Source organism: Mesoplasma melaleucae, from assembly GCF_002804105.1.
Taxonomy (GTDB): domain Bacteria; phylum Bacillota_I; class Bacilli_A; order Mycoplasmatales; family Mycoplasmataceae; genus Mesoplasma; species Mesoplasma melaleucae.
Genome location: NZ_CP024964.1, coordinates 292,536 through 314,723, shown reverse-complemented (window position 1 = coordinate 314,723; position 22,188 = coordinate 292,536). Strand labels below are relative to the sequence as shown.

At 26.3% G+C, this 22,188-nt stretch carries 23 protein-coding genes, 1 tRNA gene and 2 other RNA genes; 22 read left to right on the top strand and 4 right to left on the bottom strand.

The annotated features are described in order from the left end of the window. The first annotated feature begins 38 nt into the window (after positions 1-38). From EMELA_RS01570 to EMELA_RS01515, 11 genes are all read left to right on the top strand, one after another. On the top strand, positions 39-404 hold the full coding sequence (locus EMELA_RS01570; protein ID WP_028124445.1) for a DivIVA domain-containing protein: 366 nt from the start codon (positions 39-41) through the stop codon (positions 402-404). A gap of 44 nt (positions 405-448) precedes the next feature. Continuing rightward, positions 449-781, top strand: an RNA gene (gene rnpB / locus EMELA_RS01565) — RNase P RNA component class B. Between the two features lie 34 nt (positions 782-815). Beyond that, entirely contained in the window at positions 816-1,283 is a 468-nt protein-coding gene (locus EMELA_RS01560; RefSeq protein ID WP_169733551.1) for a CinA family protein, read from the top strand. A 35-nt stretch (positions 1,284-1,318) separates the two neighbouring features. Next, the gene (recA, locus tag EMELA_RS01555; protein ID WP_028124443.1) at positions 1,319-2,365 is read left to right on the top strand and encodes a recombinase RecA; all 1,047 of its coding nucleotides are present in this window, start codon (positions 1,319-1,321) and stop codon (positions 2,363-2,365) included. Positions 2,366-2,454: 89 nt separating this feature from the next. Further along, positions 2,455-3,966 (top strand): ribonuclease Y, encoded by a 1,512-nt coding sequence (gene rny, locus EMELA_RS01550; RefSeq protein WP_028124442.1) that lies wholly within the window; start codon positions 2,455-2,457, stop codon positions 3,964-3,966. A 74-nt stretch (positions 3,967-4,040) separates the two neighbouring features. Then, positions 4,041-5,003 carry a Gfo/Idh/MocA family protein gene (locus EMELA_RS01545; RefSeq protein ID WP_051584613.1) on the top strand — a complete coding sequence of 321 codons (963 nt, stop codon included), beginning with the start codon at positions 4,041-4,043 and terminating at the stop codon, positions 5,001-5,003. 55 nt (positions 5,004-5,058) lie between these two features. Next, positions 5,059-7,173, top strand: coding sequence for a ribonuclease R (gene rnr / locus EMELA_RS01540; RefSeq protein WP_028124440.1), 2,115 nt, complete (start codon positions 5,059-5,061; stop codon positions 7,171-7,173). Between the two features lie 20 nt (positions 7,174-7,193). Next, the gene (smpB, locus tag EMELA_RS01535) at positions 7,194-7,643 is read left to right on the top strand and encodes an SsrA-binding protein SmpB (RefSeq protein ID WP_028124439.1); all 450 of its coding nucleotides are present in this window, start codon (positions 7,194-7,196) and stop codon (positions 7,641-7,643) included. 8 nt (positions 7,644-7,651) lie between these two features. Then, positions 7,652-8,149, top strand: a complete 498-nt coding sequence (locus tag EMELA_RS01530; RefSeq protein ID WP_028124438.1) for a hypothetical protein — start codon at positions 7,652-7,654, stop codon at positions 8,147-8,149. A 357-nt stretch (positions 8,150-8,506) separates the two neighbouring features. Continuing rightward, the gene (locus EMELA_RS01520) at positions 8,507-10,609 is read left to right on the top strand and encodes a PTS transporter subunit EIIC (protein WP_100608956.1); all 2,103 of its coding nucleotides are present in this window, start codon (positions 8,507-8,509) and stop codon (positions 10,607-10,609) included. A 138-nt stretch (positions 10,610-10,747) separates the two neighbouring features. After that, the gene (locus EMELA_RS01515) at positions 10,748-11,866 is read left to right on the top strand and encodes a serine hydrolase domain-containing protein (RefSeq protein ID WP_028124435.1); all 1,119 of its coding nucleotides are present in this window, start codon (positions 10,748-10,750) and stop codon (positions 11,864-11,866) included. A gap of 41 nt (positions 11,867-11,907) precedes the next feature. Here EMELA_RS01515 and ssrA read toward each other — a convergent pair. Next, positions 11,908-12,317: a transfer-messenger RNA gene (ssrA, locus tag EMELA_RS01510) on the bottom strand. A 50-nt stretch (positions 12,318-12,367) separates the two neighbouring features. Here ssrA and mgtE point away from each other — a divergent pair. From mgtE to EMELA_RS01465, 9 genes are all read left to right on the top strand, one after another. Beyond that, the gene (mgtE, locus tag EMELA_RS01505; protein ID WP_028124434.1) at positions 12,368-13,774 is read left to right on the top strand and encodes a magnesium transporter; all 1,407 of its coding nucleotides are present in this window, start codon (positions 12,368-12,370) and stop codon (positions 13,772-13,774) included. 8 nt (positions 13,775-13,782) lie between these two features. Further along, the gene (gene trmB, locus EMELA_RS01500) at positions 13,783-14,454 is read left to right on the top strand and encodes a tRNA (guanosine(46)-N7)-methyltransferase TrmB (RefSeq protein ID WP_028124433.1); all 672 of its coding nucleotides are present in this window, start codon (positions 13,783-13,785) and stop codon (positions 14,452-14,454) included. 53 nt (positions 14,455-14,507) lie between these two features. Continuing rightward, the gene (locus EMELA_RS01495; RefSeq protein WP_028124432.1) at positions 14,508-14,831 is read left to right on the top strand and encodes a hypothetical protein; all 324 of its coding nucleotides are present in this window, start codon (positions 14,508-14,510) and stop codon (positions 14,829-14,831) included. 13 nt (positions 14,832-14,844) lie between these two features. Then, on the top strand, positions 14,845-15,408 hold the full coding sequence (locus EMELA_RS01490) for a hypothetical protein (protein ID WP_028124431.1): 564 nt from the start codon (positions 14,845-14,847) through the stop codon (positions 15,406-15,408). Between the two features lie 492 nt (positions 15,409-15,900). Next, positions 15,901-16,665, top strand: coding sequence for a PP2C family protein-serine/threonine phosphatase (locus EMELA_RS01485; protein ID WP_028124430.1), 765 nt, complete (start codon positions 15,901-15,903; stop codon positions 16,663-16,665). Positions 16,666-16,667: 2 nt separating this feature from the next. Beyond that, positions 16,668-17,831 carry a serine/threonine-protein kinase gene (locus EMELA_RS01480; RefSeq protein WP_028124429.1) on the top strand — a complete coding sequence of 388 codons (1,164 nt, stop codon included), beginning with the start codon at positions 16,668-16,670 and terminating at the stop codon, positions 17,829-17,831. Between the two features lie 14 nt (positions 17,832-17,845). Continuing rightward, entirely contained in the window at positions 17,846-18,742 is an 897-nt protein-coding gene (gene rsgA / locus EMELA_RS01475) for a ribosome small subunit-dependent GTPase A (RefSeq protein ID WP_028124428.1), read from the top strand. After that, a complete protein-coding gene (gene rpe / locus EMELA_RS01470; protein ID WP_028124427.1) occupies positions 18,742-19,413 on the top strand; it encodes a ribulose-phosphate 3-epimerase in 672 nt (223 codons plus the stop codon). Before rsgA ends, rpe begins: the two co-directional genes overlap by 1 nt. Further along, on the top strand, positions 19,406-20,029 hold the full coding sequence (locus EMELA_RS01465; protein WP_028124426.1) for a thiamine diphosphokinase: 624 nt from the start codon (positions 19,406-19,408) through the stop codon (positions 20,027-20,029). The genes rpe and EMELA_RS01465 overlap by 8 nt, the downstream gene beginning before the upstream one ends. Before the next feature lie 12 nt (positions 20,030-20,041). On the opposite strand, the gene EMELA_RS01460 is transcribed toward EMELA_RS01465, so the two are convergent. Next, on the bottom strand, positions 20,042-20,479 hold the full coding sequence (locus tag EMELA_RS01460; RefSeq protein ID WP_028124425.1) for a hypothetical protein: 438 nt from the start codon (positions 20,477-20,479) through the stop codon (positions 20,042-20,044). A gap of 107 nt (positions 20,480-20,586) precedes the next feature. Further along, positions 20,587-20,671: transfer RNA gene (locus EMELA_RS01455), tRNA-Leu, on the bottom strand. A 54-nt stretch (positions 20,672-20,725) separates the two neighbouring features. On the opposite strand from EMELA_RS01455, the gene EMELA_RS01450 reads away from it, so the two are divergent. Next, positions 20,726-21,472, top strand: a complete 747-nt coding sequence (locus EMELA_RS01450; protein WP_028124424.1) for a hypothetical protein — start codon at positions 20,726-20,728, stop codon at positions 21,470-21,472. Positions 21,473-21,509: 37 nt separating this feature from the next. On the opposite strand, the gene rpmB is transcribed toward EMELA_RS01450, so the two are convergent. Beyond that, positions 21,510-21,710, bottom strand: coding sequence for a 50S ribosomal protein L28 (rpmB, locus tag EMELA_RS01445; protein WP_011183124.1), 201 nt, complete (start codon positions 21,708-21,710; stop codon positions 21,510-21,512). A 156-nt stretch (positions 21,711-21,866) separates the two neighbouring features. Between rpmB and EMELA_RS01440 the strand changes: the two genes are divergently transcribed. After that, positions 21,867-22,178 (top strand): Asp23/Gls24 family envelope stress response protein, encoded by a 312-nt coding sequence (locus EMELA_RS01440; RefSeq protein WP_028124423.1) that lies wholly within the window; start codon positions 21,867-21,869, stop codon positions 22,176-22,178. Positions 22,179-22,188 lie beyond the last annotated feature (10 nt).

Genomic DNA, 22,188 nt, shown 5'->3' with positions numbered 1-22,188 from the left:
TTATGATAAAATAAATAAAAAACAATGGAGGTATTTTTGTGAAAAAACCAGATATTTTAGCAGAACAAATTTTGCATGAAAAATTTCCTACAGAATTTCCGGGTTACAAAATGGAAAGTGTTAATAATTTTTTAGATAAAGTTTATATTGAAATGAAAGCATATGAAGAAGAAGTAATTATTTTAAATGGAATACTTGAAGAAAATAAAATCAGAATAGCTGAGTTAGAGTCAAAAAATAATCATTATCAATCTCGTTCAGCAGAAGCAGAAAAACAATTGATGGAATTTAAAAAAAAACAATTATCAAATTCTGATTTTGTTAAACAAACAAAAGGAATTGACGTAATTCAAAAATCACTTAAAGAAATTAAACAAACACTTGAAAAATTGGAAAATAAATAAAAACCTTTTTATTAAATTAATATAAGATAAAATAATATATGAGATTTTAAGGTCAATCGCTGCATTGAAAAATGTAGAGGAAACTCCACGCTTGCACAATCTGCGATGGTTGTAGTGATTATGCTAGACGAAAAAATAAGTCTAGGCAATACGTAAGTATTGACGGCATAACGAACCTAAGGCTTTGCTATGGTAATGTTATGAAGTGCCACAGAGACGAGTATAGGGAAACCTTGATATGGAACGCGGTAAACCCCATAAGTAAGAAACTTAAATTTTGGTAAAGGAACTAGGTGAGCAGAAATGAATGCAAATCAAGAGGACTATGTCCTAGATAGATGATTGACACCGAAAGGTACAAAACGTGGGTTATATTAAAATCTCATATTTTTTAATAGTTTGTGGTGAATTATGGAAACAATGAAAAAACTTGTAGATTACTTAAAAACAAATAATAAAACTATTTCTACTTGTGAATCATACACTGGTGGAATGTTTGCAAACGAAATAACAAACATTTCAGGAGCAAGTACTGTTTTTGTTGGCGCTTTTATAAGTTATCAAAATTCATTTAAACAAAACATTGTTGGTGTTGATGAACAAATTATTAAAAAATATGGAGTTGTATCAGAAGAATGTGCGATTGAAATGGCACAAAAAACATTGCAGTTAACTAATTCTGATTATGCAATTAGCTTTACAGGTAATGCAGGACCTTTAGCACTAGAAAACAAACAAGTAGGATTAGCTTATATTTGTGTGTGTTCTAAAACTAATTATCAAACAATTAAAATTCAAAAACCTAATCTTGATCGCATTCAATTTAAAAATGAAGGTTTAGTTAATGCATTAAATCTTTTTTTAGATTTTGTAAAATAAAAAATATTTTACCTTAATAATTTAATAGGAGGTAAATGAACATGAATAATACAAAAGTAGAAGGGAGTACTTTAAAAACAATGACTAATAAAAATGACATTTGAAAAAATGAAGCTTTAATATCTGCTTTAAAAACAATTGAAAAAAATTATGGTAAAGAAGCTTTAACTGTTTACAATGAAAATGAAAACATTGAGCATGAAGTAATCTCATCAGGATCTTTTCTGATTGATCAAGCAATTGGGATTGGTGGATATCCTAAAGGAAGAGTTATAGAAATTTTTGGACCTGAATCATCAGGTAAAACAACATTAGCATTGCATGCTATTGCAGAAGCACAAAAGCAAGAAGGCATTGCTGCTTTTATTGATGCTGAACATTCACTTGATTTAAATTATGCTAGAAAAATTGGAGTAGATATTAATAATTTACTTGTTAGCCAACCTTCATATGGTGAAGAGGCTTTAGATATTTTAGAAACACTAGTTAAATCAAACTCAGTTAGTATAGTTGTAATTGATTCTGTTGCAGCATTAGTACCTAAAATTGAATTAAAAGGTGAAATGTCTGATCAAGCAATTGGTTTACAAGCGCGTATGATGTCAAAAGCATTAAGAAAATTAAATGGTGCAATTTCAAAATCAAAAACAACAGTAATCTTTATTAATCAATTAAGAGAAAAAATTGGAGTTATGTTTGGAAATCCTGAAACAACAACAGGTGGAAGAGCATTAAAATTCTTTTCAACTATTAGAATAGAAGTTAGAAAAGGTGAGTCAATCCTTGATGGTGGAATTGTTGTTGCTAACAAAGTAAAAGTTAAAATAGTTAAAAACAAAGTTGCAGCACCTTTCAAACAAACACTAATTACAATTGGTTATGATAAAGGGATTGAAAGAATAAATGAAATTATTGAATTATCTACACTTTACAATATCCTAGATAAATCAGGTGTTTCATATTCATATAAAAATGAAAAAATTGGTCAAGGTAAAAATGCAGTTAAAGAATGAATGATTAATAATCTTGAAAAAGCTGCACAAATAGAAAACGATTTAGCTAAATACATTAAGAGCGAATAAGCTATACGGATCAAACATTATATAATTTCTAAATTTTAAAGTATAATAAACATGTGTATTTAAAAAGTACACACATATAAGGAGTTTAAATGGGAATTATTATAGGACTGATTATTGTATCAGTAGCCTTAGTAATATCACTATGCTCATTGGTTTATATATTAACTTCTAAATCTCAAAAAATCTTAAATGCAAAAAAGATTAAAGAAGCTAAAATTGAAAGAAAAAAAATTCTCTCAGAAACATATAGAGAAATTAATGAACAAAAAAAGTCATTTGAAGATAATCTTCAATTTGAAAAAAATAAATTAGAGGTTTCAAAACAAAACATTGAAAATGAAAATAACTTACTTGTAAAAGAAAAAATGATCATCCAAAAACAACAAGAAACACTTGATGTTAAAAATAATGATTTAGATAAAAGAATTAGCGCTTATTCTAATAAAAGAGAAGAGTTAATTAAACGATTAGAAGTTATTAGTAATATGACAAGTTTTGAAGCAAAAGCTGAACTAATGAAAAATGTTGAATCAAAAATTCAATATGAAATTGTTAGTCAAATTAAACAAGCAGAAAACCTAGCACATTCAAGAGCAAAGGAAATATCAAATGCAATTATTTTATCTGCAATGGAAAGATTTAAAACTGATATAGTTAATGAAAAAACAACTAATATTGTTAAACTTCCAAATGATGAAATTAAAGGTTGAATTATTGGTAAAGATGGTAGAAACCTTAAAACTTTTGAACAGTTAGCTGGAGTTGAAATAATTATTGATGACACGCCTGAAATTGTTACAATTTCATCTTTTAATCCAATTAGAAGAGAAATTGCTACAAAAACTTTAGAAAAACTTTTGATTGACAAAAGAATTCAACCAATTAAAATTGAAAAAGAATTAAAGAATCAAGAAGCTTTAATTGAAGAAACAATATTAGAAATTGGTTATCAAGTAATGGATGAATTAGCAATTCATGATATGGATAAAGAACTAGTTAAATTAGTTGGAAAACTAAAATACAGAACAAGTTATGGTCAAAATGTATTATTACATTCTGTTGAAGTCGCAAAAATTGCTTCAACTATTGCATCAGAACTTGGTTTAAATGATAAACAAGCTTTACGTGCTGGTCTATTACATGATATTGGTAAAGCGCTTGATTTTGAAAAAACTGGTAGTCACGTTTTCTTGGGAGTTGAGGCTGCTAGAAAATATGGTGAAGACGAAGTAATCATAAATTCTATTGAAGCCCATCATGAAGATGTAGCAAAAAAAAGTGAAATAGCAGTTATTGTCGCAATAGCAGATGGTATTAGTGCTTCAAAACCAGGTGCTAGAAATAATTCAATTGAAGATTTCATTGTCAGAATGAAAGAAATTGAAAAAATTGGAAATAATATACCAGGTATAGCTAAAACTTATGCATTCCAAGCAGGAAGACAAATCAGAGTTATTGTTGATCCAGTAACAACTGATGACAATGATTTAGTTAGAATATTAGAAACTCTAAAAAATGACTTAAAAAATAGTGTTATTATTCCAGGTGAAATAACAATTACAGCAATAAGAGAAAAAAGAGAAATCTTAGTATTTAATTAAAAAGGTTTAATAACCTTTTTTTTGTTTGCTTAAAAGTTTAATTTTAAATTAAATAGGAACAAAAGGTAAATATTATGAAATTTGGAACAATTGGGACAGGATGAATAGTAAAAAAATTCTTAGATGCTGCAAAAAATTTTAAAGAACTTGAATATAGTGTTTGTTATAGTAGAAAAACAGAAACAGCACAAAAATTTTTAAACGAATTGAATAATGTTGAAACAGCAGTAATAACAGATTTAGAACAATTAGCAAAATCTGATTGTGATTTTATTTATGTAGCTTCACCAAATGGCTTACATTATCAACATGCAAAATTATTATTAGAAAATTCTAAAAATGTTATTTTAGAAAAGCCAGCAACTTTTAAAGTAGAAGAAATTATAGAACTTAAAAATCTTGCAAATCAAAATAAAGTTATTTTATTAGAAGCAACTAAATCAATTCATGTTGAAGAATTAAAAATTATTGAAGATTTTATCAAACAAGAAAATGTTAATTCAGCCGTATTTAATTTAAACCAATATTCAATCAGAATGCCTAATGTTAAACAAGGAATTTATAATTCAGTTTTTGATTTCGAATTGGGAAAAGGGTCATCTTTTGATTTAAATGTTTACCCTGTTGAACTAGCAGTTAAATTATTTGGGAAAGTTAAAGAAGTAAAAGCTGCTAATGTTAGATTAGAAAATAAAGTTGCAATATTAAATTATTCAATTTTAGTGCATGAAAATAATATAGTGACCTCTATTACATGTTCTAAAAATAATTATCAAACAATTAACTCACAAATATTTGCTGAAGATAAAAATATTGAAATTAAAAACATTACATCAATTGATGAGTTTGCAATTAACAACTCAATTTTAAGGGTTGCACCACTTGTAATCAAAAACAAAAAGAAAAACGCAATGTGATATCAACTTAATGACTTTATAAGTTTAATTAAAAACAAAGACTTTGTAAAAATGAATGAATGATTAGATATTACAATCGAAACAATAAGAGTTCTTGGCATAATTGAAAATAACAACTAGAAATAAATGTAAAAAGAAATAAGTAAATCAGTCATAATCCTTTATAATTATTAATATGAATAAAGAAATAATAATACAAAAAATTAGAAATAATAATGAAAAAATATCAATAAACAGTTTAGCATCAAAACTAAACTATTTTGATTTACCTGAATTAGAAAAAATATTAAATGAACTAAACGAAGAAAATGATATTGCATTTACTACTGAAAAAAATATTTATTTAATAGATAACCAATACAAAAAAGGTAGTTTAAGGTTGAACCCAAAGGGTTTTGGATTTGTTAATAATGTTTTACACCCTGAAGAAGAATCATACTTTGTGGCCCCAACTAATTTAAATGGTTGTTTTGATAGTGATGAAGTTGTTTATAAAGTTGTAAAAGAAGAAGACAAAACAAGAGCTGAAATAGTTGAGTTAGCTTTAAGAGTAAAAGAATTTTTAATTGGTGAAATTGTCAGAAGTTTTGATGGTAAGTTTTTAGACTTCATTCCAAGCGATCAATCTTTTACAGGTTTTAGAATAAGAATCTTAAATAAACAAGAATTCCCAATTCAAGAATATCAAATTGTTAAAGCAAAAATTGTTTCAATTAAAGATCGCTTAATGTTTGTTAGATTAAAAAAAGTTATTGGTGATCCAAGAAAAGCTAGTGATCGAATTTTATCAATTGCAGAGGAATTTGAAATTAGAACAGAATTTGAAAAAGCAACTTTGAAAGAAGCTGAAAAAGTTAATATTCCAGTTGATAATGAAACTGATGAAATTAATAAAAGAATGAATAACCCTTTATTAGATAAAATGGTTGTGACAATTGATGGAATTGATTCAAAAGATTTAGATGATGCAATTTGTGTTGAAAAACAAGCGAACGGTGAATTTAAATTATATGTAGCAATTGCTGATGTTAGTCATTATGTTAAACCTAAAACACCATTAGATAATGAAGCATTAACTAGAGGAAATTCAACTTACTTAGCAAATAGAGTTTTACCAATGTTACCAAAAATTTTAAGTGATGATTTATGTTCATTAAATCCAAACACTAAAAAATTTGCTTTAGCATGTGAAATGAAGTTTGATAAAACTGGAAAAATGTTAAGCAAAAAAGTTTATGAAACAATTATGATTTCAAAAGTGAGATTAAACTATACTGAAGTTAATAAATACATTGAAAACAAAATATGAAATCATTGTGATGAATCTAAAAATATGATTGATCAAGCAATTGAATTATTTAAATTAATTGAGCAAGTAAAAATTAAGCGTGGAACAATTACTTTTGACGTTCGTGAACCAAAAGTTGTAATGGACGAAAACAGTAATGTTATTGAAATTAAAGCAAGACAAACTGGTGAATCAGAAAAATTAATTGAACAGTTCATGATTAGTGCTAATGAAGCTATTGCTGAAATAGTTAATGAAATGGAACTACCATTTATTTATAGAAATCACGATAAACCTGATGAAGAAGATTTGATAACTTGATACCAATCTTTAAAATCATTTGGAATTGATCCTAAATTAACACCAGCTGAAATGATTGATCCTTTAAACATTAATAAAACATTAAAACAAATTAGTCAGCAAACAAAAGATCCAATTGAAGAAGAGCTGTTAAACTTATCACTTTTAAGATATATGGCAAAAGCAAAATATGAATTAGAAAATATTGGACACTTTGGATTATCAAGTCCATGTTATACCCACTTTACTTCTCCAATCCGAAGATACAGTGACTTAATTGTGCATAGATTTTTAAAACAATATGTTATTAATAAGAACTATGATGAAAAGACACTAGAATTAAATGAAGCATTTGTTAAAAAGGCATCAGTTATAATTAATGAAACTGAAACTGCAAGTGTTGATTGTGAACGTGAAGTTGTTAAGGCTTGTACAGTTGAATATATGAGTGATAAAATTGGTAATATATATGAAGGAACAATTTCAGTTGCTTTAAAATTCGGAATTTTTGTTCAGTTAGATAATATGGTTGAAGGACTAGTTCATATTTCAAATCTTGAACCAAATATTGTTTATGATGAAACAAATAAAATTTTAATTAAACATGACAATACATTTTATAGAATGGGACAAAAAGTTAAAATTAAAGTAATAAGTGCTGATATTAGAAAAAGAAAAATTGATTTTATTTTAGTTAAATAAAAGTAAGGAGGTTCTTGTTTATGGGTGAGCATGTTATAGCATTAAACAAAAAAGCCAGATTTAATTACGAAATACTTGAAACTTGAGAAGCAGGAATCGAGTTGTATGGACCTGAAATTAAAGCAATCAGAAATCATGAAGCTAATATTTCAGAAGCTTTTATATTAATTAGAAAAAAAGAAGCTTTTTTAATTAATGCAAATATTAAAAAATATGATTATGCAAATTTTGTTAAAGGAATTGATCCTTTAAGAACTAGAAAACTACTATTAAATAAAAAAGAAATTAATAAAATTTTAAAAAGAGTAATGCTTGAAAAATTAACAATAGTTCCTTTAAAACTTTATTTAAAAGGTAACTACGCTAAGCTTGAAATAGGACTTGGCCGTGGTAAAAAACTACATGATAAAAGAGAAACTATTAAAAAAAGAGATACTGAAAGAAAAGAACTACGCAAGTTTAAATATTAGGGGGTTTTATGAGTAATAATACAAATAGTGGTATTGCTCAAAACTTCCCTTCTTGAGCAATTGCTATATTAATAATTCTATTTATTGTTGGTTTAATTATTGGTTGTTGAGGATTTCTATCTGGTTTTAAACTTAAAAGAAAAGATAACACTACTTCATCATTTGTTGTATGAAATAAGTTATTTAAAGATAAGAAAGCTGTTAAAGCAGGTCAAAAGTTTGAAACAAATAAAGGTGTATTTGCATTAACATTTGCTAATGTTGATAAAAAAGATTTTTTCTTACCAATTTATATTTTTAAATCAGAAGATTTTGAAAAAGATAGTAATGAAATTATTTTAAAAATAGTTGAAGGTAAATTTGAAATTATTAATGAGTATATGAGTGAAAATAGTAAAACAATAAATGATATGTTCTTTGTTCTATTAGAAAATGATCCAACAGATGATAAAAAAGAGGAATGAATTAAATTAATAAATAGCAAAAGTAGAGGATTTAACACTTAAAGTGGTTTTATTTGGAATTTTTTCCCAAATAAAACCTTTTTTTTGTAATTTTCAAGTAAACTTATACTTGAGGTATAAAAATGAAAACAGAACAAGTAATTGGGTTAATTATAATGATTATTGGTCTACTAGTTATGGTGATTTTTGGTGTGTTAGCTTTTTGGGTTAAGAACAGATCAAAGATACACGATGACTTTTATAGACACAATAAAGAGAGTCAGACAATTTGAGAATTTACCAAAAAGAATTTTCCTATTTTTCTAGCTCTATTCGGATTTGTAATTGCGTTTTCAGGACTAATGATGTTAGTCTAAGTTTTATACTGATTAAAAAATTAAATTATGAAAGGAAAAAAAGATGAAAAGTTTTTCTTCTATTGAATGAAAAGGTAGTGCTAAACGCTCTTGAGACATGTTCAAAAATGGTTGTGGAAATATTATGCCTACACTTTCAAAATTAAGTAAAGCCTTCCTTCTTCCTATTGCATTACTTCCAATCGCAGGAGTTTTCTTAGGAGTAGGAGCGGCTATATCTTCAAATTCAGGTGCAGATAGCTTTGGATATTTCTTTGGTACATTACTAAACAAAATGGGTGATGTATGTTTTGGAAACTTACCAGTGTTATTCTGTATCTCAGTTGCACTTGCATATACTAAAGACTCAGGAATTGCAGCTATTACAGCTGTTGTAGGATTCCTAGTTATGAATGGTATGCAAGCAGCTCTATTACACACACAAGTAATGGATACAGCAACTATTTTCGCAAAAACAAAAGATGGATGACATCAATTAGTTTATGCAAATGGAGGAGTTGATTGAGCTGCTTCAGGAATTAACATGCAAGATGTTATTTCATACGTATCTGCTTCAAGCTTAGAAGTAGCAGAATCAGGAAAAGGATTAGTTGTTAATGCTAACCGTGAATTGATTGATGGAGCAGGATCAGTTTATTACTCATTATTATGAATTAATAAAATTCCTAATGGATTAATTACATCAAACATTGGTGTTACTTCATTAAACACAGGAGTATTTGCTGGTATTTTCGTTGGTGCTATTGCAGCTAAATGTTACAATAAATTCCACCAAACACAATTACCTTCAGCAATTAGTTTCTTTAGTGGAACAAAATTAGTTCCAATCGTAACTTTCGTTGCTGTTATACCTTTATCGTTTATCTTTATGTTTATTTGACCATACGTTGGTATGGGATTAGCAGCATTTGGACAAGCATCAGGTAAATTACCTGGTGGATTAGATTCATTCATTTATGAAGTTGCAGAACGTTCATTAGTTCCATTTGGATTACACCACGTATTCTACGCACCATTATGATGAACAAATGCTGGAGGATCAATTGCTGAAGCATTTAATTCAACAACAACTCCTGAAGCACAAAAAGCATTCGTTGAAATTTGAATGAAAAATCATGTTGATATAGCACAAGCTTGAGGAATTACTGAAGCTACAGAAGCAGCATTTAACATCATTAAAACAAATATTTCAACACAATACACTGATTTATGACAATCAATGGGTGACCAAACTATGGCATATAAAGTTATTGCTAATATTAAAGTATTAAACTTTACTGACTTAGAACACTTAGGATTAAATATTGGTAGATTCCAATCAGGTAAATTCGGATTTATGTTATTAGGATTACCAATGGCTGGATTAGCTATGTGATTAAATGTACCTAAAGAAAACAGAAAAGAAGTTATGGGAATTTACTTCTCAGCAGCCTTTACTTGTTTCTTAACAGGAATTACAGAACCAATCGAATATACATTCTTATTCTTAGCACCATGATTATTCTATGGTGTACATATGCCATTAGCAGCTATCTCATTCTTATTTGCTGGGTTATTCAAAACTCACGTATCAATGACAGTATCTGGAGGATTTATCGATTACATCGTATTCGGAGTAATTCCATTCTTCGGATCAAAAGCTATGACTGCTAAATCAGCATTCGCAATTTTAGGGGTTTCAGCCGCAATGGCACCAGCATACTTCTTCTCATTCTACTTCGCAGTAAAATATGGAAAAGTTATGGTACCAGGGCGTGATGGTAGTGCAAGCGTTGCATTAGCAACAAAAGCTGATTATAAAGCATCAAAAGGATTAAATGTTGATGGAAGCAAAATTGAAGGAAGCAAATCAACTGCAAACAAAGCTGATGCAGCTGAAGAAGCAAGAGTTCAAAAAGCTACAAAAATTATTGAATTCTTAGGAGGAGAATCTAACATTGTTGACGTTGATGCATGTGCTAGTCGTTTACGTTTAACTGTTAAAGACGGTTCTTTAGTTGATAAAGATGGAATTATTTCTTTAGGAGGAGCTACAGGAGCTCTAATTAGAGGAACAAACGTACAAGTTGTTTATGGTGGAGAACAAGAAGCTATTAAACCTCGTATGATTAAAATCTTAGATGAACAAAGAAAAGTTAAAAAATAATTATTAATATAATTAAAGTTCAATAAAAAAGTGCTATCTATCATAGATTGCACTTTTTAATATTTATTTTAATATTTAAAATGAAGTATTTTTTATTTTTATAAAGCATATAATAAAAACATAGTATAGGACAAAATTATGAATTGAAAGAACACAGAATTAAAAATTAAAGATTTTATAAATAATAAATTATTCAATGGAATGGTAATAAAAATAACAAAAGATAACCAAGAAATTTATTTTAATAATTTTGGATATTCAAATATTGAAAAAAAATTAAAGCTCAAAAAGGATAATATCTTTGCGCTTTATTCAATGACAAAGCCTATTACTGCTGCTGCTTGTTTGTTATTAATTCAAAGAGGTTTATTAAGTCTTGAAGATCAAATTAATAAGTTTTATCCTAATTTTAATCAAGAAATTAAAATTAAACACTTATTAAATATGACTTCTGGTTTAACATACTTTTGAAATAACTCAGAAAGTGGAAAAGAAATAAAACATGCTTTTGATAAAGTTGAAAATGAAAACATTTCATTACAAGACTTTTGTGAAATAGTAAGTAATGCTGAGGTAATTTCAAAACCTGGAGAAGAATGACATTATGGTATTTCATTAGACGTTATTAGTGGAATTATTGAAAAGGTTGCAAAGCAAAATTTTAGTGAATTTCTACAAGATAATATCTTTGAACCGCTTAATATGAAAGATACAGGTTTTTATGTAAAAGATTTAACTCGTAAAACAGAAGTCTATGAATTTGCTAAAACTATGCAAGGAAATAAATTAACTTTAAATAAAAATTTTCACTTTTTAATGCCTTTTACTAACAAAGAACCGCATGCTTGTCTTGGCGGAAGTGGTTTGTTTTCAACAGCTAATGACTATACAAGATTTTTAAACTTTTTAATTGATGGTAAGATTAGTGATATTCAATTTATTGAAGAAGAATTACTAAATGAAATGAGAAAAGATCAATTAAATGATAAAAAAGCAACTTTTAGATGAACTTTTAATAAAGACTATTCATATGGTTATGGTGTTAGAGTAAGATTAAAAAATGAACATACACCATTAACTGAAATCGGAGAGTTTGGTTGAGATGGAGCCTTAGGTAGTGCAGGGCTTGTTGATCCTAAAAATAAAATTACTATGACATTTTTAAGTTCAAGTTATCCTGGTAATAATAAAATAGTGCAAACTGAACTATTTGATGCAGTATACAAAGATTTAAGAGAATTAAAAATAATAAATTAAAAGCCTAGTTATTTTAACTAGGCTGTTTTTTTATTTAATAATGGTGGAGATGGTGGGAATCGAACCCACGTCCAAAATACATAATCATATAATTTCTACAGTTTAGATAATTTTCTAATTTGCTATACTAAATAAAATTATCAAAAGACTAATATAACATCCGTAATTGAGTTTCAAAATTATTTATTACGATCATAACTTCTATTGGAATTGGTATACACAATAATTAATAGATTCCAAGACTACTAAAAATTGCCAAACGTTTATATTTTTATATTTAAAGTCAAATTAAGCAAAAGCGTAATTTGCTTGTCCTGCTAAAATAAATGCTGGAACTTCGTTTGTGTTTTCTTCGTTTTTGTTTGCATTTTATCAAACCTAGAAGTCTTATGGTCTACCACACCACTGCTATTATATGACCAGAGTATCCTGTCGAAACCAAGACATCCCCATAAATTTATTATACAATATATTAATAAAATAAGTTCATGAAAGGATTTTATGATAAAACTAGACCATATTGAAGAACAGATAGAAAATGCATTAGCTGAAAAAGATGTAAAAAAACTAAGAAATATTTCGAAGGAAACTCAATTTGTTGACTTTGCTGAAGCAATGGAACAATTTGAAAGTAAAAAAGTGTTAAAAATTTTTAGACTGCTTGAAATTGAAGAAGCAGCTGAAATTTTCACATATTTAAATTCAGAAGATCAAGAATATATTATTGAAGCTTTTACTAATACTGAAATTCAAGAAATCTTAGATGAACTTTATACTGATGACATTATTGATTTAATTGATGAAATGCGAATTGAAGTTGTTAAAAAGATTTTAAAAGCAACTACAAAAGATGTGCGTAAAGAATTAAACAATATTCTTAAATATAAAGAACATACAGCTGGTGCCATAATGAGTATCAATTTTACTGAATTAAAAGCAGATAACACCGTAGAAATGGCAATTAAAGCTATTAAACGTCGTCATGATGAATATGATGAGATTGATGACTTATTTATTATTGATGAACAAAACAAATTGTTAGGGTGAATTGAATTAAAACAATTGCTAATCAATGAACAATCAACTAAACTTGGTGATATTATGAATACTAAGTTAATTAATGTTAATGTTGAAATGGATCAAGAAGAAGTAGCAAACTACTTTAAACGATATGATATCAACACTTTACCAGTAGTAAATAAAAATCAAGAATTAGTAGGAATCATTACAGTTGATGATGTGATTGACGTTTTAGTTGAAGAATCAACAGAAGATATTCAAAATTTTGCAGGAATTGATGCAGATGATGTTGATTCAGATTATTTTGAAACTAATATTTACAAAATGTATAAATCAAGAGTTATTTGATTATCAATTTTATTATTAATTGGAATTATCACTCATGTAATCATGATTTTAATGTTCAACTTAGTGCCAGGACTAAATGATTTAGAAAAAGGAAAAGAAATTATCATGATGTTACCAATTTTAATTGTGGTAGCAGGGATTTCTGGAAACATTGCAAACCAATCATCATTAATGATGATTAGATCACTTGCTTTAAACCAAGTTCATAAAAAAGAAATCAAAAATATTTTAGGAAAAGAACTTGTTGTTGGAGCTTTATTAGGTATTACACTAGCATTTATTAATGTTATAAGACTTTTAATCATCTACGCTGTTCAAGATAATGGGTCAATTAGTTCAACATCATGAATGATCATTTTATTTTCAACACTAGGAATTCTTGTTGTTGCTATATTAGCAAACTTATTAGGAATTCTATTGCCATTAGTATTAAAAAAACTTAAAAAGGACCCAACTATTGCATCATCACCATTAATTACAAGTCTTGTTGATATCATGTGTGTATTAGTATTTATTGGATTTGCATTAATTATAGTTTAGGAGAATATATGAGACTAAGAAATAAACCTTGAGTAAAGGAATATTTAGCAAATAATGAAAAGTATTTAATTAAATGAGATAAAACCTCAAAAATTAATTTAGGTGATTTATTTGAAAATAAAAATCAACCAGTGCATCTTGAAATTGGATGTGGTAAAGGTAATTTTATTACTAAACATGCGCTGCAAGAACACAATATAAATTTCATTGGAATGGAAAAAGAAGAAACAGTTGTTGGTGTCGCATTGAAAAAAACTATTACTGAATTTCAACAACAAAATCGTGAAATATCAAACTTAAAATACTTTAATGATTTTGCAGAAGATTTATCTGATATTTTTACAAAAGAATCAATCGATAAGACTTATTTAAACTTTTCAGATCCATGACCAAAAGCTAGCCACACTAAGAAACGTTTAACATATAGAACTTTCTTAGATATTTATGCAAATATTATTAAATCACATGGTTTGTTAGAGTTTAAAACTGATAACGATGGTTTATTTGCCTTTTCATTAGAAGAGATTGCTGATAATAAAAATTGAGAATTAATTTATCAAACTACAGACTTATATGCAGATGCAGAAGCTTTAAAAAATAATATTCAAACAGAGTATGAAACTAAGTTTCATAATTTAGGAAAAAACATAAATAAACTAATAATTAAAAAAACTTTTTAATTAACTTGGAAAAATCCAAGTTTTTTTTATTAATAATTACTTGAGGTGATTACATGTTTAAAATAATTATTATGATATTTTCACTTTTTACTAACGCTTTCTTTTTTGAAAATAATCATTTAAATTCCCAGTTTAATTCAGTGATTGAAAATAAGAGTGTAGAATACCCTAACAAGGAGTACTCAGTAAACATTTCAAATAGTCAAAACATAAATAACCAAGTGCACTTGTGAAAAGGCAATTACAATTATAATTTTTCAATAAATTTAAAAGATTTTAATAATTATTCTTTTTATTATTTTAGTTTTAAAATTGAATTTGAATTGCTTGAACAAATTATTGATAAAAATGATATAGCTATAACTAATAAAAACTAAATTCAACTTGATTATGACTTTAAAATTTGATTATGACTTTAAAATGACCGCTAAAACAATTATTAATGAACAATCAATACAAGAGTTAAATTCAAATGAAGTTATAAAATGCCAATCGTTAGTTACAGCAAGATTAGACAAAATTGATGATTATATTTTTTCAGTAGAATTGTCTAATAGCAAAGCACAAGATAAAACTTTAATGAATAAAAAGTATTTTAAAAAAAGACCAGTAAGTATTAATAAAATTAAAATTTCAATAATTCCAAAAATTAATTATGATATTTTGAAAGATGATACTATAGCTTTAGAGCATGAGTCAACTAGAACAGGTATACAATTAGAAGAAATAAATAAAATAGTTAATGAACAACTAGTTCAAATAATAGACATAAAAGGTATCAATTCAAATATCTTCTTTTATTTATTTGATGGAATAAACTTTTTACAAGAAGATATTTCAGATTTATCTTCAATTAATCTTAATTTAGAATATAAAATGAATGTTTCTTGTGGTAAGTCATATGTTATTAAAAATGATGCTTTTTTTGAAAAATATGTTAACTCCATCAATTAAAATTAAATTTGTTCAAAAATTTAAGCTAAATAATTTAGGCTTGAAAACAAATATTTATACTATTGATTTATAATTAGTTGATAAAAGATATATTATAAACCGATTTAATGGTATTCATTTTTATTTAATACTATTTTAGATCTTAAAAAAGACACCGAAACTCAATGAACAGTATTTATTAATGAAAAGCATCAAAGAAATATTTCAGGAATTATAAAAACAATATTTTTATAATAAAAGATAATTAAAAGAAAGTAATGATGACGCGACTAAAGATGATTATGTTATAAACATAGAAGGTGAAAAAGATAATGGAGATGCTAAGGTAAATAAAAAGAGTAGTAATAAGTATTTAAAATCTATAATTTTATTTTCTGTAAGTATATTATGCTTTAGTTTGATTTTGTTACCTGAATTATTAAGAAAACTAAAAAAGAAATATAGAAAAAATGATAAAATATAAAAAGAAAAAAGTTGAGGACGTGTAGTTTTATGAGATATAAAATTCAATCATTAACAGACATTGGTAGGATTAGAAAATCAAATCAAGATTCTTTAGGATATGCTGAAAACAACGAAGGTTGTCTTTTTGCTATTATTTGTGATGGTATGGGTGGTCATGCTCATGGTGAATTAGCGTCTAAACTTGCTGTTGATACATTCATTAAACTATTTGAAAAAGAATTATTCTTAAATAAATCAGATGCAAAAATTAATCAATGGTTAAGAGATTCAATTAAAGCTATTATTCAACAAATGAAAGATCATGTTGAAGTATTTTATGAAACACATGATATGGGAACAACATTAACAGCTGTTTTATTTGTTGGTAAAAAGGCTTTTGTTGTTAACATTGGTGATTCAAGAACATATCAAATGAAAGACAAAAAACTTTATCAAGTAACAGTTGATCAGAACTTATGAAATGATAAAGAAAATAGGGAGAAAAGAAAAGAAGAAATTAAAAACTTTTTAGGACCTAGATTTAATGAGATGACATATTGAAAAGTTTTAACAAGTGCTTTAGGTCCAAACAAAAATACTAAAATTGATATATATTTAATCAATGACAACGTAGGAACTTTTGCTTTAACAACAGACGGTGTTCATGATTATATTGACTCTGAAACATTTACTGAAATATTAGCTTCTAAAAAACGATTAAAAGCAAAAGCTAAAGAAATAATTGAATTCGCATTAAATAATTTTTCAACTGATAACTTATCGTTAATAATAGTTGATATGATGGGGGAATAAATATGACTGAAAGTACAAAAAAATATTCAAGAATTGATGATATCCCAGATAATTATTTTGCAAATCAAAAAATTAATGGAAACTACTTATTAATTGAACAAATTGGAAGAGGAACTTTTGGGCTTGTTTATAAAGCAAAAGATATAAATAATCCATTATCAGGAAAAGATAACTTTTATGCAATCAAAATGATGATTGTCCCAAACGTCAAAAGTGAAAGTGATAAACTTCGTGAACAAGAAATAAAAGATGAAATTAAAAAATATTCAACTCAAATCTTTAATCCAAGAGTTGTTAAGATTCAAGATTATTTACAATGAGATAATTTTTTACTAATTGTAATGGAATATGTTGATGGGCAATCACTTCAATCATTATTAAATGGAAAAGATGGTATTTTAACATTTGAAGAAATTATTTATTATTTTAGTGAAATAGCCTTAGGTTTACAAGGAGTGCACGATATGAACATGGTGCATCGTGATATTAAACCAGGAAATATTTTATTAACTCAAGATAAAAAAATAAAAATCACAGATTTTGGAATATCACACATCAAGGGATTTGTTTATGAAGGTGGTAGTGCACAAAGAACAAGAAGACCTACATCACCAGGAACACCTAGATTTGCTTCACCTGAGCAATATATTGAATCAGAAAATTCAAACGAAGATAAAATTTCATTTCAATCAGATATCTATTCGTTAGGTGTTATGCTATATGAGGCCACTACAGGCTCACAAGTAATAAAAATTAATGATCCTAAATTATTTGAACCATCTGACGATAAAGATCGCAAAGATCGTAATGCATATTTATTAAATCAAACACTTGTTTCAGAAATTATTAAACCAAGTACATTAAATCCAACCATTGATAAGAATTTAGAAAATATAATAATGAAATGTTTAGAAAAAAATGCTGCTGATAGATATAAGACAGCTAATGAAGTTGCTGAAATTCTTAAAACAATTGGTAGTGGTGGAAAATATACAATTAAGAAAATTAAAAATCAACCTTATAAAAATGACAACATAAAGAAAATTGAAAATGATGACAAAAAATACACTGCATTTCTTAAAAATTTTCTTAACAAAAAAGTTGTTCCAATTATAGTAGCCATTTTTGTAATTATTGTTATGTTGATGTTCGTATTATTATGGTAAGGGGTCAATATTAAATGAATGGTAAAATAATTCAAATTGATAGCAATGTTAGCTATGTTTTAACTAAAGAACAAGAAATTTATGAAGTTTTCATCAAAGGCAATGTAAAAAAACAAATAAAACCATTAGTTGGTGATAATGTGGAATTTGAATTGATTGAAAACTTAAAAGGGAACATCACAAAAATTGAAGAAAGAAAAAACGAAATATACAGACCCAAAATTGCTAATGTCGATCAAGTAGTTATAGTAACTTCATTAAACGAACCATTATTTGCTTCATATATTTTAAATAAGTATATTTTCATGATTGAAACAAAAAAAATTAAACCAATATTACTTTTCACAAAAAATGAATTACTTGTTAAAACAAAACATTTTCAAGAAGTAACAGAGAAAGTAAATGCGTATAAAGATTTAGGTTATGAAATTGTTATCTTAGATAATATTGAAAATGAGAATTATCAAAATGAAATAAATGAGTTAAAATTAAAGTTGATTAGTAAGGTTTCTTTTTTTACAGGACAAACAGGTGCTGGTAAATCAACAACACTTAATAATTATTTAGTAGACCATCAAATTAGAACAAACGAAATATCTCTTAAATTAAATAGAGGTAAACATACAACAACAAATGTAAAAATATATAACTTACCAGAAAATATATTGATTGCTGATACACCAGGATTTTCAAGTTTCGAACTAGTGAATCTTGAAATTGAAGATATTTTAAGATCATCAAAAATTTTAAATAAATTTAATTCTGATTGTAAATTTATTGATTGTATTCATATACATGAAAATAAATGTGGTGTAAAAAATGCTGTTGAAAACAATCAATTACCTGCTTTTATTTATGAAGATTATAAAAAAATCTATGACGAGATTGCTAGCAGAAAGGTTAAGTACTAATGAAAAATATAATTATTGCACCTAGTTTTTTATCAGCCAACTTTGCAGATTTGAAATCTGAAATTAAAAGATGTGAGGAGGCTAAAATTGAATGAATTCATTATGATGTAATGGATTATGATTTTGTCCCAAATTTAACTTTTGGTTCAAAAATTTTAAAAGATATTGCCAATTCAAGTAATTTTAAAATTGATATTCACTTTATGGTTAAAGTTAAAACTCAAAGCTTTGAAGATTTCTTTACTGATTACATAAAATGTAATCCAGCAATGATGACAATGCATATAGAATCAATGAGTACCGATGAATCAAATAAATTTTATGAGTTATGTAAACAAAACAATATTGAATTTAGTTTAGCAGTATCACCAAAAACAGAAGTCAAAGTACTAGATACTTGATTAGACAAATTAGACAACATCTTAATAATGAGTGTTGAGCCCGGATTTGGAGGCCAATCATTTATACCAGAGGTTTTAACTAAAGTTGAATACTTAGTTGAAAAAAGAAAAAATAATCATTATAAATTCATGATTGAAATTGATGGTGGGATCAATGGAGAAACAAGCAAACAAGCATTAAAAGCTGGTGTTGAAATGATGGTTGCAGGAAGTTACTTATTCGAAAGCGATAATTTCACTAAAAAGGTTGAGACATTAAAACATGGTTAAGAACATTTTAATAGTAACTTCAAAAAGCAATATTGATTTAAATGTCTTTAATAATGACCAAAACTTTATTATTGGTGTTGAAAGAGGTTGTTTAGATTTAATTGAAAAGAATATAAAAATAGATCTTGCTATCTCAGATTTTGATCATGTTTTACAAGAAGAGTTAGCACTTATTGAATCAAAGGCAAAGACAATTAAAAAACTATCGTCTGAAAAAGATTATTTAGATGGTGAAATGGCAATTATAGAAGCTAAAAAGATTTCTAAAACAGCTAATATTTTATTTATTGCAAATCCTACAAGAAGAAACGATATGAACTTATCAATTATTAATCTAGTGTTTAAATATGGAATAAAAATGATTAATGATGATACTGTTATTTTTAAACTTGAACCAGGTGAAACTGAATTATATTTCAGTAATTTTCAAGTTTACACATATTTAAGCTTTTTCTCAAAAGAACAAACAAATATATCTTTAGAAAATCTTAAATATGAATGTAAAAACTTGTTATTAAAACCATGAGAAAATACATGCATTTCAAATTCACTTATTTTAAACAAAAACCCGTTAATTAAAAATAACAAAGAAATCATATGTATTGCAACAAAATAAAAAAAAGGAAGGTTAAACTTCCTTTTTTTCTTGTAATTTAATTCGTTTTTCTGCAGCTTTTAAATTCAATTTTGCTTTCTTTAATCTAATTTTTGCATTTCTAACTTTTGTTTTAAAAGTTATTCTTTCATAATCGTTTTTATTATTTCTTAATTCTTTTTTTCGTTGCTCAAGTTCTAATTTAGCAACGTTAACTTCTGCTTTAGCTAGTTTTAATTCACTAAGTGATCTTTCGTGAATTTCATGTGAGCTGAAAAAACTTGTATAATCAATTGTCATTTCATCTGTTGAATGAGTATTTTCATTTTTATCATAAATTTTAGCAACTAATTTATGTTCTCTTGCTAATTTTTTTGCTTCAATAATTGCTTCTTCTTTTTCTTTAAAAGAACCTAATTCATCTTGAGAAACTATAACTTCTTTTTCATTTTTAACTATTTTTCATGGCATAATATTCACCTATTTCTTACATTAATTATATTAAGTACTTAATATAAAAACAATTTATAATTTAAAGCTAAATAAAAAAAGACACTAAGTCCTTTGCTTATTTATTTTGGTGCCTCCTATCGGGGTCGAACCGATACGAGTTTCCTCGTCAGATTTTGAGTCTGATGCGTCTGCCAATTCCGCCAAGGAGGCATATAACAATTATAATACTTTTTTTGGTAAAATATTTTTAATGACGGAGGTAATATGAAAAAACAAGCTAATAGAATTTTGTTATTAAACATACTAAATATTATTTTTACTATAGTATTTAGTTTAGCGATAGTAGCAATCATAATGTATGTATGTATTTCATTAAAACAAACTTTTGTAGCAGTGTTAGCATTGCTTCCAATTCTATCAATAGTTTCATTAATAGTGTTTTATTTAATCTCGTACAAAAAAGAAAAAATGGGTATTACAAACTTACTATTATTCATGTGTTCTTTAAATATCTTTTCATTATTAGTATCTTTTAAATTAATTACTGAAAAACAAACATTAGATATGTTAAAAAAAGACAAAGAAATAGATAAAGCAATTGTTGAAAAAACTAATTTAATGGCAAGTTGAGAAATTGAATTAGAAAAAGAAAAGCTAAATAAAAAATTATCAAAATTAAAAGTTGAAGATTCACCCAAAAGATTAACTAAAAAAGAAGTTCAACAAAAGAATGAAGAAAGAAAAAGAGAAATATATAAAAGTTATTCGAAATTTGTATATGGAAATATACTTATTAATAATTCAAATGAAAAAAATACATTTAAATTAATTACTTTAACTGTTGAATTTTTAAAGTCTGCTGAATATTTAGAAAAATATTTAAAGCAAACAAAATTAATTAATGAGCTTAAAGCATTTAATTGAAATAAAGAAGAAATTAAAGAAATATTGAATCAAAATGACATTGATCAAATAATTACAACTTTTAAAGAAAATAGAAAAGATTTTTAAAAAAAACACATGCGATATCAGCATGTGTTTTTATTTATTAAGCTACAACAACGTTTTGTTTTTTTAATGTTCTTAAAGTTCTAGCTGAAACTTTGATAGTAAATACATTACCGTTTTCGTCCATAACTTTAACTTTTTGTAAGTTTAGATTTCATTTTCTTTTTGTTGCATTTAAAGCATGTGATCTTGAATTTCCAGATAACGCACTTTTACCAGTTAACATATCTTTTCTTGCCATCTCATTTCACCTCTGTCTATAGTTAAGATTAATAACACTAAAAAAATAATACTAAAATTTAAAAGATATTACAACATATATAAAGAAAGTTTTGCTTTTTTACCCAACTTTTATATAATATTGTTAAAATAATATAAGTGAAAGTAAGGTGATTTTGTGAATACAATAGACAAATCTGTTATTAAAGTTATTAAGGACGCTATAGTAACTGTTCCTGGTGTAGTTTCATTCTCTAATTTCAATGCAGATTCTGCTGATGAAATTGCAACAAGTGATATCAATAATGCTATTGAATTTACAAACACTGATAACATTACTCGTTTTAGAATACATGTTATAATCTTATCTGGTGTTAACATTAAAGATGTTATTAAAGAAATTCAAATTAGAGTAAAATATGAGCTAGAAAAAATTTCAAAATTTACAATGAAATATATGGTAGATGTCGTAGTTGACGATTTAGCTTAATAAAGTAAAT